Origin of the sequence: Allobranchiibius sp. CTAmp26 (assembly GCF_017565405.1) — a bacterium.
Classification (GTDB): Bacteria; Actinomycetota; Actinomycetes; order Actinomycetales; family Dermatophilaceae; genus Allobranchiibius.
In genome coordinates, this window is record NZ_JAGEKR010000010.1 from 67,799 (window position 1) to 81,370 (window position 13,572).

Annotated in this window: 12 protein-coding genes and 1 pseudogene; 5 read left to right on the forward strand and 8 right to left on the reverse strand. The window is 69.9% G+C overall.

Features of this window, described 5'->3' with window-relative positions; genetic code table 11:
* Positions 1-46 precede the first annotated feature (46 nt).
* Together argS and J4030_RS06775 are read right to left on the reverse strand one after the other, a co-directional pair.
* Positions 47-1,810, reverse strand: coding sequence for an arginine--tRNA ligase (gene argS / locus J4030_RS06770; protein ID WP_208048458.1), 1,764 nt, complete (start codon positions 1,808-1,810; stop codon positions 47-49).
* 30 nt (positions 1,811-1,840) lie between these two features.
* Positions 1,841-2,254, reverse strand: coding sequence for an MmcQ/YjbR family DNA-binding protein (locus J4030_RS06775; protein ID WP_208048459.1), 414 nt, complete (start codon positions 2,252-2,254; stop codon positions 1,841-1,843).
* 116 nt (positions 2,255-2,370) lie between these two features.
* Between J4030_RS06775 and J4030_RS06780 the strand changes: the two genes are divergently transcribed.
* The 3 genes from J4030_RS06780 to J4030_RS06790 all read left to right on the forward strand — a co-directional run bounded on the left by J4030_RS06780 (position 2,371) and on the right by J4030_RS06790 (position 4,345).
* Entirely contained in the window at positions 2,371-3,267 is an 897-nt protein-coding gene (locus J4030_RS06780) for an undecaprenyl-diphosphate phosphatase (RefSeq protein ID WP_208048460.1), read from the forward strand.
* A 125-nt stretch (positions 3,268-3,392) separates the two neighbouring features.
* Positions 3,393-3,611, forward strand: a complete 219-nt coding sequence (locus J4030_RS06785; protein ID WP_208048723.1) for a hypothetical protein — start codon at positions 3,393-3,395, stop codon at positions 3,609-3,611.
* Between the two features lie 11 nt (positions 3,612-3,622).
* Complete coding sequence (locus tag J4030_RS06790) at positions 3,623-4,345, forward strand: SGNH/GDSL hydrolase family protein (RefSeq protein WP_208048461.1); 723 nt, start codon at positions 3,623-3,625, stop codon at positions 4,343-4,345.
* Positions 4,346-4,407: 62 nt separating this feature from the next.
* Here J4030_RS06790 and uvrA read toward each other — a convergent pair whose 3' ends face one another.
* From uvrA to J4030_RS18655, 3 genes and pseudogenes are all read right to left on the reverse strand, one after another.
* Entirely contained in the window at positions 4,408-6,897 is a 2,490-nt protein-coding gene (gene uvrA / locus J4030_RS06795; protein ID WP_208048462.1) for an excinuclease ABC subunit UvrA, read from the reverse strand.
* 134 nt (positions 6,898-7,031) lie between these two features.
* Positions 7,032-7,496, reverse strand: a pseudogene (locus J4030_RS17870) (hypothetical protein); the annotation flags it as partial.
* Positions 7,418-7,765 carry a hypothetical protein gene (locus tag J4030_RS18655; protein WP_374221981.1) on the reverse strand — a complete coding sequence of 116 codons (348 nt, stop codon included), beginning with the start codon at positions 7,763-7,765 and terminating at the stop codon, positions 7,418-7,420. The pseudogene J4030_RS17870 and the gene J4030_RS18655, both read right to left, overlap by 79 nt.
* 199 nt (positions 7,766-7,964) lie before the next feature.
* Between J4030_RS18655 and J4030_RS06805 the strand changes: the two genes are divergently transcribed.
* Positions 7,965-8,792, forward strand: coding sequence for a formate/nitrite transporter family protein (locus tag J4030_RS06805; protein WP_208048463.1), 828 nt, complete (start codon positions 7,965-7,967; stop codon positions 8,790-8,792).
* Positions 8,793-8,841: 49 nt separating this feature from the next.
* Here J4030_RS06805 and J4030_RS06810 read toward each other — a convergent pair whose 3' ends face one another.
* Genes J4030_RS06810 through J4030_RS06820 form a run of 3 tightly spaced genes read right to left on the reverse strand, consistent with a single transcriptional unit; the run spans position 8,842 to position 12,414 of the window.
* A complete protein-coding gene (locus J4030_RS06810) occupies positions 8,842-9,747 on the reverse strand; it encodes a haloalkane dehalogenase (RefSeq protein WP_307864599.1) in 906 nt (301 codons plus the stop codon).
* A gap of 13 nt (positions 9,748-9,760) precedes the next feature.
* Entirely contained in the window at positions 9,761-10,720 is a 960-nt protein-coding gene (locus tag J4030_RS06815) for an NAD(P)/FAD-dependent oxidoreductase (protein WP_243762987.1), read from the reverse strand.
* Between the two features lie 41 nt (positions 10,721-10,761).
* Entirely contained in the window at positions 10,762-12,414 is a 1,653-nt protein-coding gene (locus tag J4030_RS06820; protein ID WP_208048465.1) for an ABC-F family ATP-binding cassette domain-containing protein, read from the reverse strand.
* An 83-nt stretch (positions 12,415-12,497) separates the two neighbouring features.
* Between J4030_RS06820 and J4030_RS06825 the strand changes: the two genes are divergently transcribed.
* On the forward strand, positions 12,498-13,571 hold the full coding sequence (locus tag J4030_RS06825; protein WP_208048466.1) for a YCF48-related protein: 1,074 nt from the start codon (positions 12,498-12,500) through the stop codon (positions 13,569-13,571).
* Position 13,572: the final 1 nt, after the last annotated feature.

Here is a 13,572-nt window from a genome sequence, read left to right on the forward strand (position 1 = left end):
CGCGCGCTATCTAGGGCGCGCCGCGACTCCCGCTGGCGGCAGCCGGCTACATCTGCTCCGGCGCGGTGATGCCGAGCAGTCCCAGTCCGTCGACCAGCACCGCACGGGTCAGATGGCACAGCGCGAGGCGCGACTCGCGCACCTCGTCGTCCTCGGCCTTCACCACCGGGCACTGCTCGTAGAACGTCGAGAAGGTCTGGGCGAGATCGGACAGATAGGTGCACAGTCGGTGCGGCTCCAGGGTCTCGCCGACCTGCGCCACGACGGCACCGAAGTCGAGCAGCCGCAGAGCCAGGGTGCGCTCCGCCGGCTCACGGAGCACGATGGGTCCGACCGGCTCCACCACCCCGGCGCGAGCCAGGATCGAGCGGATCCGGGCCGTCGCGTACTGCAGGTACGGGCCCGTGTCGCCGGTCAGCGCGACCATCCGGTCCAGGTCGAACGTGTAGCCGCTGTCGTGCGCGACCGACAGGTCGGCGTACTTCAGCGCCGCGACGCCGACCTGGTGGGAGATGACATCGCGCGTCTGAGCGTCGAGCTCCGGGCGGGAATCGGCAATCACCTCAGCCGACTTCGCGAACGCCGCGTCGACGAGACTCTGCAGCGCCACCAGATCGCCTGAGCGGGTGCGCAGGATCTTGCCGTCCGTGCCGACGACATTGCCGATCTGCACGTGGATCGGCTCGGTGCCCTCGATCCATCCCGCGAGCCGCGCTGTCTCCCAGACCATCTGGAAGTGCAGGTGCTGCGGCGCCCCGACGACGTACAGCGCCCGGTCGGCGTGCAGATCGAGTGAACGGTGCCGGATGGTGGCCAGATCCGTGGCGGGGTAGCCGTATCCGCCGTCGGACTTGCGCACGATCAACGGCAGCGGCTTGTCATCGCGGCCGACGTACCCGTCGAGGAAGACGCACAGAGCGCCCTCGCTCATGACCGCGAGGCCCTTCTCCTGCAGCGCGTCGCAGATCCCGGGCAGTTCGTCGTTGTACGACGATTCGCCCGCGATGTCGTCGTCGGTCAGCGTGATGTCGAGCTCGCCGTAGACCCGGTTGAGGTAGACCCGCGACAGCTCGAGGATCTCGCGCCACAGCCGCAGGGTGTCCTCCTCGCCGGCCTGCAGCAGGGTCACCCTGCGGCGCGACCGCGCGTCGAAATCGCCCGCGCTGCCTGCAGGTTCGGCCTTCTCGGCCGTCGTGAACTTGCCCCGCGCCGCACGGTAGAACGCGTTCGGGTCGCTCTGCAGCAGGCGAGCGCCGTCACTGTCCTCCCCCACGTCGAGCAGGTGCTCGATGAGCATCCCGAACGGCGTACCCCAGTCGCCGAGGTGGTTCTGGCGGATCACATCGTGGCCGAGGTACTCCAGGGTGCGCACCAGGGAGTCGCCGACGACGGCGCTGCGCAGGTGGGCGACGTGCATCTCCTTGGCCGCGTTGACCGAGGAGTAGTCGACGACGACGGTCTGCCGCGGCGGTCGTACGACGCCGAAGTGGTCGTCCTCCCGCAGCGCCGTGGCTGCCCGAGCGATCCACGCCGAGGAGAAGGTGACGTTGAGGAACCCGGGGCCGGCGATCTCCACCTGCTCGACGAGGTCCCCTCGGTCCAGGTGCTCCACGATCGCCTGCGCGACCTCGCGCGGCGGGCGGCCCAGCCGCTTGCCGGCCGCCATGGCGGCGTTGACCTGCACGTCGGCACTGGTCTGACGCTTGTTGGCCGGGCGGATCACCGGGTCCGCGGCGGCCCAGTCGGCACCGAACGCGGCAGCCATCGCCTGCTGGACGCGCGGGGTGAGGGCGGCAATCGGGTCAGCCATGGTCGCAAGGATAGGGAACCCGCACGTTGGTCATTCCGGACGGTGTTGCTCCAGCCAGGCCCGCCGTCGCGCCGCGGACGCGCGCGACAGCCAGGCGTCGGCGACGATCTCGGTCAGCTCCTCCAGCTCGACCTCGCCGATGCGGCTCGCGCGCACCAGCACCGAGGCGTGACCGTCGAAGTGCGGTGTCGTGAAGAACGGCGAGCGCGCGTCCTGCACCAGGGCCTGCTTGTCCTGCTCGTCGGCGACTCGCAGCATGACCACGTCGGTGTACCGCTCCCCGGTGTCCGGATCCACCGCGTCCGGCCGCGGATTGCGGAAGAGGACGAACGTCCTGCCACCGACCTGGTAGACGGGGTTGTCCTTGCTGCCCGACTTCTGCTCGGCGTACGGCATCCCTGCTGCGAGACGATGGACGTCCGCGACCGTCGCCGACCTGCTCATCGTGGAAGGCTAGTCGCGCGACGGCGCCGTAGCGGGGGGTCACAGGCAACTTTCAGGCTGCCCCGGCTACCGTCCGCCGCCGTACGCCGAATGCCACCCCGACGAGAGCCGAGCCCTTGAATCACCTCAGTTACCTGCAGGCCGTCGTCATGGGTCTGCTCCAAGGCGTGACCGAGTTGTTCCCGGTCTCGAGCCTCGGGCACTCCCTGCTGGTCCCGGCGTGGATCGGCGGGTCCTGGTCGAACCTGGTGACCCAGCAGGGCTCGAAGAGCGCGACACCGTTCCTGGCGTTCATCGTCGCGCTGCACGTGGCGACCGCGTTCGCGCTGATCGCCTTCCAGTGGCGCGACTGGCTGCAGGTGGTCGGCGGGGTGGGCGACCTGGCCCGCGACCGCGGCATGCGTACGCCGCGCGCCCGGCTGCTCGTCCTGCTGGTTGCGGCGACCATCCCGATCGGCATCATCGGGCTGGTCCTCGACAAGCCGCTGCGGCACCTCTTCTCCCACCCGCTGGCCGCTGCGATCTTCCTGACCGTCAACGGACTCGTGCTGCTGGCCGTGGAGCTGCTCACCCGGCGCGCCCGGCGCACCCCGGAGCGCTCGCACGCTGCCGGTGACGGTGGCGCCGAGCTGGACTTCTCGCACACCGGCTTCGGCGAGGCAATCGCCATCGGCACCAGCCAGGCGCTGGCCCTGCTCCCCGGCATCTCCCGGTCGGGCGTGACGATCTCCGCCGGCCTGCTGCGCGGCTGGAGTCACGAGCGCGCCGTGCACTTCGCGTTCCTGCTCGCCACCCCGATCATCCTGGCCGCGGGCGTCCTGAAGATCCCGGAGCTCTTCGGCCCCGAGGGCGACGGCATCCGCGGGCAGGTCCTCGTGGGCTTCGTGGTCGCCTTCATCGCGGCGTACGCCGCAGCTCGCTGGCTCACCCGGTTCCTGCGCACCCGCACGCTCTACCCGTTCGTGATCTACTGCCTGATCGCCGGTGTCGTCAGCATCATCCGCTTCGCCTGAGGAAGATTTTCGGGACGGCGAACGAGCCGTGCAGAGTCCGCGATTCGCGGCTCGGCGCGCCTCTCGGCGTCGAAGACCAGCCCGCGCTGGCGCGCACCACCCCTTCGGGCGGTCACACTAGGGGTATGGCTTCCTCTGGAAACAATCGGCCGCGTCACGCCAACAGCCCCTTCGCGGCTCACGTAGAGCCCGACGTCGAGGACTTCGCACTCGCCGACCGGGTCTGCCACGACACCTTCGGAATGGGTCGCGTGGTCGGCGTCGACAAGAGCGGTCTGACCGTCGACTTCGGCAGCTCGACGCGCCGCATCGAGACCCCCTTCCGCAAGATGACCAAGCTCTAGAGCACGAGCGGGTGACGCACCCGAGCCTCGGCTACGACAACCGGACCGGGCGCAGGCCCGGACGGGTCGTACGCACGATGAGCGCGCTCGTTCCCGGCGTGCGGCGGGTCTGGCGACAGGCGGCGCCGTACGCGGACGCCTGGCACGGTCGGAACCTCGAGACCATCGACCGACCAGGTCGCCGCTGGATCGTGCTGGGCGACTCGATGTCGCAGGGCATCGGCGCCTCCTCGTACGACGCGGGGTGGGTCGGGCAGCTCGCGGCACGCGTGGCGGCCGACGGCTACGACCTGCAGATCGTCAACCTGTCGGCGACGGGTGCCTGCGTGGCCGACGTGCTGGCCCAGCAGCTCCCCGCGCTGGAGCGGCTCGGCGTACGACCGGACGATCTCGTCACCGTCATGGTGGGTTCGAACGACCTCTTCGGAGGGCGCGCGCGACGCGCGGGCCTCCCCGGCGCGTACGCGCGGATGGTCGATGCCGTGCCGGCGGGTTCGCTCGTCGCCACCCTCCCCCAGCCCAGCGGCCCCGCGCGCGCCGCGAACGTCTTCGTCGAAGCAGCCGACGCGTCCGGCCGGATCGTGATGGTCGACCTACGGGTCACCGGCCCCTCGTCGTGGCGCGGCCGACTCGCGGCGGACTACTTCCACCCCAACGATGCCGGGTACGCCGCGATCGCCGAAGCGTTCGAACCCACCGTCCGCCGGGTGCTCGCCCTACCCGTCGAGGGGTAGCGAACCCACCGAGGGGTGGAGATATATCGCCACCCCTCGTTGATTGCTCCACCCCCCGATGGCTAGGCGTTGGTCAGCCGGGCGAGCAGGTACGGCGCCGTGGCGCTGCCGGCCGCTCGGGCGACCGTCTCCGGAGTGCCCGTCGCGACCACGCGGCCGCCCTCGTCGCCACCACCCGGCCCGAGATCGATCACCCAGTCCGCGCTGACGATCGTGTCGAGGTCGTGCTCGACCAGCACCACGGTGTTTCCGGCGTCGACCAGCCGGTGCAACTGCCGCACCAGCAACGCGATGTCGGCGGGGTGCAACCCCGCGGTGGGCTCGTCGAGCAGGTAGAGCGCATGCCCGCGCCGGGCGCGCTGCAGCTCGGTCGCCAGCTTGATCCGCTGGGCCTCCCCACCGCTCAGCTCGGTCGCCGGCTGTCCCAGCCGCAGATAGCCCAGCCCTACCTCTCGCAACGTGGTCAGGCTGCGGGCCGCGGCAGGGACGTCGGCCAGGAAGTCGGCCGCCTCCTCGACCGACAGCGCGAGCACGTCGGCGACATTCTTGCCGCGGTACTCGATCTCCAGGGTCTCGGCGTTGTAGCGCGCCCCGTGGCAGGTGGGGCACGGCGCGTATGTGCCCGGCAGGAAGAGCAGCTCGACGGACACGAACCCCTCGCCCTGGCAGGTCTCGCACCGCCCTTCCGCGACGTTGAAGGAGAACCGACCCGCGCCGTACCCGCGCTCGCGGGCCTCCGGGGTCGCGGCGTACAGCTTGCGCACCGCGTCGAACAACCCTGTGTACGTCGCGAGGTTGGAGCGGGGCGTGCGCCCGATCGGGCGTTGATCGACCCGCACGAGCCGATCGAAGGACTCCAGGCCCGTCGCGTCGTCGACATCCACCTCGAACGCCGTGTCTTCCTCGGACCCCTCCGCTCCGTCGCTCGCCTGCCCCAGATGCTGGCGCACTAGCTCCGACAGCACCTGGGTGACCAGCGTCGACTTGCCCGATCCGGACACCCCGGTGACAGCCGTGAGCACGCACAGCGGCACGTCGACGCTCAGGTCGTCGAGGTTGTGCCGGCTGATGCCCCGCAGATGCAGCCACCCGTGCGGCGAGCGCCCGGGGCGCTCCAGCGGCTCCGCGCGACCGAAGAGATAGTCACCGGTGACCGACTCCTCGACCTGCTCCAGACCGTCGACCGGGCCGGAGTAGAGCACCTGGCCCCCGTGCTCACCGGCACCCGGGCCGATGTCGACGATCCAGTCGGCGCGGCGTACGACGTCCAGGTCGTGCTCGACGACGAAGAGGGAGTTGCCCGAGCTCTTCAGCCGGTCCAGCACGTCCAACAGCGGAGCGGCGTCGGCGGGGTGCAGTCCGGCGGACGGTTCGTCGAGGACGTAGACGACCCCGAAGAGCCCAGACCGCAGCTGCGTGGCGATCCGCAGCCGCTGCGCCTCGCCGGACGACAGGGTCGTGGAGCTGCGCCCGAGCGCGAGATAGCCCAACCCCAGGTCGAGCAGCACCTGAACGCGGCTCACGAGATCCCCGGCGATGCGGACAGCGACCTCGGTCGCCTCGCCCGAGTCGGCGTACGACGTCGCGGCACCGGCCTCGGTGAGCTCGGCGACCGGCCGCAGCAATGCCGCCAGCTCGACGAACGACAGCGCGTTGATCTGCCCGATGTTCAGCCCGCGGACGGTGACGGCCAGCGATTCGGGCTCCAGCCCAGTGCCCCCGCACGCGGCACAGGCGTCGCTGCGGACGAAGCGCATGGCCTTGTCGCGCATCATCTGACTCTTGGTGTCAGCCAGCGTGTGTCGCACGTACTTGCGAGCACTCCAGAAGGTGCCGTAGTAGTCGCGACCGGTGGAGTCGTCGACCTCCCCGCGGCGGTCGATGAGCACCCGCGGCTGCTCGTCGGTGTAGAGCAGCCAGTCCCGATCCTTACGAGCCAGATCGCGCCATGGCATCTCGACGTCGATACCGACGGTCTTGGTGATCCGCAGCAGGTTCTTGCCCTGCCAGGCCCCCGGCCACGCGGCGATCGCACCGTCGCGGATGCTCAGCGACCGGTCGGGCACGAGGAGATCCTCGGCGACATCGTGCACCTCGCCCAGCCCGTGGCACACGGGGCAGGCACCGGCAGCAGTGTTCGGCGAGAACGCCTCAGCCCCCAGCCGTTTCGCGCCCTCTGGGTAGGTGCCGGCGCGGGAGTAGAGCATCCGCAGCAGGTTCGACAGCGTGGTCAGCGTGCCGACCGTCGAGCGCGAGCTCGGGGCACCGCGTCGCTGCTGCAGCGCGACCGCAGGTGGCAGGCCGGTGATCTCCTCCACGTGCGGTGCGCCCACCTGTTGCAGGAGACGGCGGGCGTACGGCGCCACCGACTCGAAATAGCGCCGCTGCGCCTCGGCGTACAACGTGCCGAAGGCCAGCGAGGACTTACCGGAACCGGAGACGCCGGTGAACGCGACCATCGCGTCACGCGGCAGGTCGACGTCGATGTGCTTCAGGTTGTGCTCGCTGGCTCCGCGGACGTGCACGAAGTGGTCGCTCAGGTCATCGGGCACGTCTCCATCTAACAGACGGCGGCGCGCCGCGTGGTCAGCGCACCCAGCGTTAGACACTCACCCGGTTGTTACGACGTCGCAACCAACCACGGGAGCTTGCCGCACCGCGATGGACTCCCCGGGGGCGGGGGATCTCAGCTGAGGTGCAGGGCGTCAATCCGAGCACTGCGTGCTTCCAGGAAGGCAATACTTAGTCGCCTATATTCCACATAGGTGCTGAGGTCTTGTGGAATCGCAGGCGTGGTGAAGTCTTCGAATGGTGTGAAGAAACTGACGAAGTAGTCGTCGTTCACCATGTCTTGCAGCAGCCAGAAGTCTACGTATCCCCGGAAATCCCTGAAGGCCGCGAAGAAGTCGCCATATCGGCCGAGAACCTGCGCCAGGGGACTGGGTTGGCCCAGGTAGTGGCGCCGGATGCATTCAAGCGTCAGGTCCATCCGGTCACCGATCGCGCTGCGCATGCATCCGCGAGTTTGGTTGATGGTCCATTTCCCATCGACTCGGATTGCGGGCCAAAGGATCAGCCCACCGATGGTGTAGCCGATCGTGTTGAAGTGATCATGCTCGGCTTGAGGCAGCTGCTCGATGACAGGGCGAGGGACACCGTAACGGGTGTACGCCGGGACAAAAGCGTCGCTGGAGAGGACGAAATCACCGAGCTCCGAAGAGTGTGTGAAGTAGTACGGAGGCGATGTGTCGTCGTGAGGTCGAACTGAACTCCGCTAGGAAGCGCCTTGCTCCACAGAAGCTGGTGGTAACGGCACAGCGTCGGACTCCAGGTATCAGGGTCTCTGCCTTGGGCATCGGCGCGGACATCGAACGCGGTGTCGATAAGTCGCGCCGCTGGCCCAGCCGATCCGTCGTTCATGACAGCGACCGTAGCGATTATCGGCCACTTCACAGCCGAAGTGGGGCCGCGCAGGGCACCGGCACGACCTCATCTCACCGCCCTCGGCGCATCCCCAGCCTTCGACCGGACGCCGCCCACGCAGGATCGAGCGGTGCCGCGCCGCGGCACCTAGCGTGGTGGTCATGGTGCACCCATCCCGCCGGTCCCGGCCGCGCGCGTGAGCGAAGACTCCGGCGGTTCCGAGAGCATCACCCCGGCCAAGGGGTCGCGCGACGAGCCGGCGCTGGAGGAGGCTTACGAACGACTGGTCTACGAAGGGCATGAGCGACTCGATCGGCCACTGCTCCCGCTGCTCTCGACCGGCTTCCTGGGCGGCGTCGACGTCGGGGTGGGCGTCCTCATCTATCTGGTGGTGGACGCCAAGACGGGCAACGCTCTTCTCGCATCGTTGACGTTCACCATCGGCTTCGTGGCCCTGCTGCTGGCCAACAGCGAGCTCTTCACCGAGAACTTCCTGGTGCCCGTGATCGCCGTGGTCGCCAAGGTGGGCACCCTCTCGCAACTGATCAGGCTGTGGATCGTCACGCTGGCCGCCAACCTGGTCGCGGGCTTCGCGATGGCGGGGATGATCGTGGTGGCCCTGCCCGACGTACGGGACGCCGCCATCACGGCGGGCTCCCACTACGCCCACCTCGGCGTCTCGTTCCGTTCGTTCTTCCTCGCGGTGCTCGCCGGCGCGGTCATCACGCTCCTGACCCGAATGCAGCACGCGACGGAGAACCTCGGTGTCCGTGCTGTGGCCGCGGTGATGATGTCGTTCGTGCTCGTCGGAGCCCAGCTCTTCCACTCCGTGCTGGACTCGATCCTGATGTTCGCCGGGCTGTTGACCGGTCGGGCCGACTACGGATATCTCAACTGGTTGGGAGCGCTCGGCTGGTCCGCGTTCGGCAACCTGGTCGGGGGTCTGGTGCTCGTCACCGGCCTACGCCTGCTGCGTACGTCGCACCGCATCGCCGAGAGCCGCGACGAGGGCCAGACCGGCTGAGCCTCAGAGTCGTGCGGCGCGGACCGGCTCGCTCGCGCCGGTCCGCGCGTCAGTGCTGCATGAAGTCGGCGATGACACGACCCAGCTGCGGTCCAGCGTCCTCCTGCAGGAAGTGCCCGGCGTTCTCGATGGTGGGGTGGCGCAGGTCCCGGGCGCCGGGGACGTGCCGCCGCAGGATCGGGGCCATCGCACCGGTGATGGGGTCGGAGTCGCTGAACGGCAGGAGGAACGGCACCTCGCTCACTGAAAGCTGCTGCCACGCAGCGCGATTCGCCTCACTGGCCGGGTCATCGGGGCGGGTCGGCACCAGCGACGGCATGACCCGGGGGCCCGCCTTCGAGCGTTCGTCGGGGAACGGCGCGTCGTACGCCGCGCGCACCTCGTCGGCCATCGGCCGCGCGCAGCCACTCGCTACCAGTCGACCGACATCGAGCACCTCGGCCTTCTCGACCGCCCGCCGGAACTGCCACCACACGGGTGGCATGTCGACGTCGCCGGTCGGCAACCCCGTATTGGCCGCCACCACCCGCGCGAAGCGGTCGGGGTGCTCGGCGACCAGCCGCAGCCCGAGCAGGCCGCCCCAGTCCTGCCCCACCAGGGTCACGTCGCGCACGTCGAGGTGGTCGAACAGCAACTCCCGCGTCCATTCGAGCAGTCGCGCGTATGAGTAGTCGGATCCGTGGACCGGCTTGTCAGAGCGGCCGAAACCGATCAGGTCCGGTGCCACGCACCGGATTCCGCGGTCGACGAGCACCCGCATCACGTGCCGGTAGAGGAAGGACCACGACGGCTCACCGTGCAGCAGCACCGCCACCGGCCCGTCGACCGGCCCCGCGTCGACATACGCCATCCGCAGCGTGCCGCCGTCGGGGTCGGCGACCTGCGCGTACGACGGCTTCCACGGGAAGTCCGGCAGCAGCGCGAAAGCATCGTCCGGGGTTCGAAAGACCTCCACGCCGGTCAGCCTCTCAGCCGCGACGCTCGACGATGGCTTGACCGAGCAGGGTGCCCGAGAGCCATGCCGCTTCGACCCTGGGCTTCTCCGACCAGGAGTCACCGCAGAAGCCGACGCCGTCGTCCCCGAGGTGGAAGGCGTCCTCGTGGGTTTCGGTGGGGTGGGCGAACAACCATCGCTGCACCCGCGACCAGGTCGGCCGGTCGCGGATACCGAGCAGATCGGTGAGCGCCTCCAGCATCGCCGGCTCGGCGCCCTCCGGGTCCGCGAGATGCTGCTGCGCGAGCTCTTCGGTCGCGTGGGCCACCAGCACCGGTGCACCGTCGCCACGACGAGCGCCGTCGTCCGCGACCCAGGTCAGGCTGGCATCACCGTTGACGAAGGCGCCGTCGAATCCCTCGTGCCACGAACGCCGTTCCCACCCTGCGAGCAACGCCAGCGTCGGTGCGTACTCGCCACTGAGCTGCGACCGTGAGGTGATCGACGGGTCCAGGAGCCTGTGCGCCTGCGGGTCCGGCATCGCCAGCACGACCGTGTCGGCGGGCCGGCCGTCCACCGCGAGCGTGCCGGTGTGCTCGTCACGGGTCACCGCCTGCACGTCGCTCTGCTCCGTGGGCACGCCCTCGGCCAGGTCCTCGACGAGGCAGCGCAGCCCACGCGGGGACGCCCAGCGCATCGAGCCCTCCTTCGGCTCGCCGCGCTCACCGTCGTCGTACACCTCGAAGGTGTCGGTCCACTCCCGGGCGAGGCCACGCGCCTTCCATTCGCCGACGACTGCGGCGAACCGATCATCGCTGACGGTGAAGTACGACGCGCCGGTGTCGACCGGGTGTCCGTCGACGGTCCGTACGGCCATCCGCCCGCCGAGGCGTCGGCCACGGTCGAGCAACCGCACATCGACACCGCCCTCGGTCAGCGCGCGGGCGCACGCGACCCCTGAGATGCCTCCACCGACGACGATCACGGGATCCATGCACCCCATCCTGCCGCCGACCAATGCGCGGTCGCGGTCGGTCAGCTCACCTGTGCGGCCGTGACCGTGCCGTCCTGGACGTGCCAGCGCTGATCGAGCCGGACGTTGTCCAGCATCCGCCGGTCGTGCGAGACGAGCAGCAGTGCCCCGTCGTAGGACTCGAGGGCCTGCTCGAGCTGCTCGATGGCCGGCAGGTCGAGGTGATTGGTGGGCTCGTCCAGCACGAGGAGATTGACGCCGCGGGCCTGCAGCAGCGCCATGGCCGCGCGAGTGCGCTCACCGGGTGAGAGCCGGTTGACCAGACTGGTGACCTGGTCGGCCTTGAGGCCGAACTTGGCGAGCAGGGTGCGGACGTCGGCTGGCGCCATCTGGGGCATCGCGGCCTCGAACGCATCGCCCAAGGACTGGTCCTCGGCCAGCCCGGTGCGGGCCTGGTCGATCTCACCGACCGCGACCGAGGCGCCGAGGCCGGCCCGTCCGGTCGTGGGGGCAAGCCGTCCGAGAAGCAGCCGCAGCAGCGTGGACTTGCCCGCGCCGTTGGGACCGGTGACCCCGATCCGGTCACCGGCGCTGATCTGGAGTGTCACCGGCCCGAGGGTGAAGTTGCCGAGAGTCGCGGTGGCTTGGTCCAGCGTCGCGACGACGGAGCTGGACCGTGGAGCGCCGGCGATCGTGAACTGCAGCGCCCACTCCTTCCGCGGTTCCGCCACCTCCTCCAGACGCGCGATGCGCGACTCCATCTGGCGGACCTTCTGGCCCTGCTTCTCCGAGGACTCGGTCTGCGCCTTGCGGCGGATCTTGTCGTTGTCCGGCGACTTCTTGATGGCGTTGCGGACACCTTGGGAGCTCCACTCACGCTGGGTGCGCGCCCGGCTGACGAGGTCGGCCTTCTTGTCGGCGAACTCCTCGTACGCCTCGCGGGCGTGACGGCGCGCGATCGCCCGCTCCTCCAGGAAGGCGTCGTACCCGCCGTCGTACACCGCGACCTGACGTTGGGCCAGGTCGAGCTCGACCACGCGGGTCACCACTCGGGAGAGGAACTCGCGGTCGTGGGAGACGAGCACGACCCCGGAGCGCAACTCCCGGACGAACCCCTCGAGTCGATCCAGCCCGGCCAGGTCGAGATCGTTCGTGGGCTCGTCGAGCATCACCAGGTCGAACCGGCTGAGCATCAACGAGGCCAACGCCGCTCGGGCGGCCTGCCCGCCCGAGAGGGAGGTCATCAGCGCGTCCGGCCCCACGTCGAGACCGAGGTCGGCGAGCACCGCGGGGAGCCGTTCGTCCAGGTCCGGCGCCCCGCTGGCCATCCAGCGGTCGAAGCTCTCCGCGTACGCGTCGTCGACCGCCCGGGACGCGGGCCCTTCGGCGAGCGCGGTGGCGGCACGCTCCATCGCCGTCGTCGCGGCCTCGGCGCCCGTACGGCGTGCCACGAACCGGCCGATGGTCTCGCCCTCGATCCGTTCGTGCTCCTGGGGGAGCCAGCCCACGAAGGCGTCGCTCGTCGAGGTGGACACCGTGCCGTCGAGTGGCTCCAGGTCACCGGCGAGGATCCGCAACAGGGTGGTCTTGCCGGCGCCGTTGGCACCGACCACGCCGACCACGTCCCCGGGCGCGACGGTGAGGTCCAGCGCGCTGAACAGGGTGCGGTGAGCGTGCCCGCCGGCGAGGTTCTTCGTCACAAGGCTCGCGCTCACCCGGTGATCGTAGTTGCGCCCGACCGACGCCCGACGAGCCCGATCTCTGGTCTCCGGCACACGCACGGCGGTAGCGTTCCCGGATGGTGCTGCGAGGACGACTCCTGGTCATGCTGTCCGCGATCCTGACGGTCCTCGGGCTCGTCGTCGCCACTCCGGCGCACGCGGCGGTGCCCGACCACGGGCGCCAAGGGCCGCCGTCGTGGCATCTGCTCTCCACCGGATCCACGAGCCACTTCCGCGGCCTGGCCGCGGTCAGCCGCCACGTCGCCTGGCTGGGCGGGTACGACGGCACGGTGCTGCGGACCGTGGACGGCGGCCGCACCTGGGAGAACCGGTCACCGGCGGGCGCGTCCACGCTGCAGTTCCGCGACATCTCGGCCACCGACGCGGACCACGCCGTCGCCATGGCGGCCGGCACCGGCACCGACTCGCGGCTGTACGCGACCTCGGACGGCGGCCGCACCTGGCAGCTGACCTACACGAACACCGATCCGGCCGCGTTCTTCGACTGCATGTCCTTCTCCGACCGGCAGCACGGGCTGGTGCTCAGCGACCCGGTCGACGGGCGCTTCCGCATCCTGTCCACCCGCGACGGCGGCCGCAGCTGGAGCGTGCTGCCGAACTCCGGCATGCCGCTGGCGCAGACGGGCGAGGCCGGGTTCGCCGCGAGTGGTGAGTGCCTGACGACCCTCGGTCGCGACGCGTGGTTCGGCTCCGGCGGCGGCGCGGTCTCGCGGATCTACCACTCCCGCGACGGAGGCCTCACCTGGACGGCGCAGTCCACCCCGATCGTCAGCTCCGCCAGCGCGGGCGTCTTCGGCCTCGCGTTCCGTACGCCGTGGCTGGGCGTCGCCGTGGGTGGCGACTTCACCCAGCCAGCCGCGAACACCAACGTGGCGGCGTACTCCTGGTTCGGGTCGCCGTGGGTCAGTGCTGCACAGCAGCCCTCCGGTTACCGGTCGGGTGTGACGTTCGTGCCGCACACGTTCGCGACGGCGATCTCGGTGGGGCTGACCGGATCGGACGTCTCCTACGACGCCGGCCGCGACTGGCACACCTTCGACACCGGGCAGTTCGACACGGTCAGCTGCGCGCACGACGGGGCGTGCTGGGCCAGCGGCGACCTCGGCCGCGTGGCGGTGCTGCGGCGCTGAC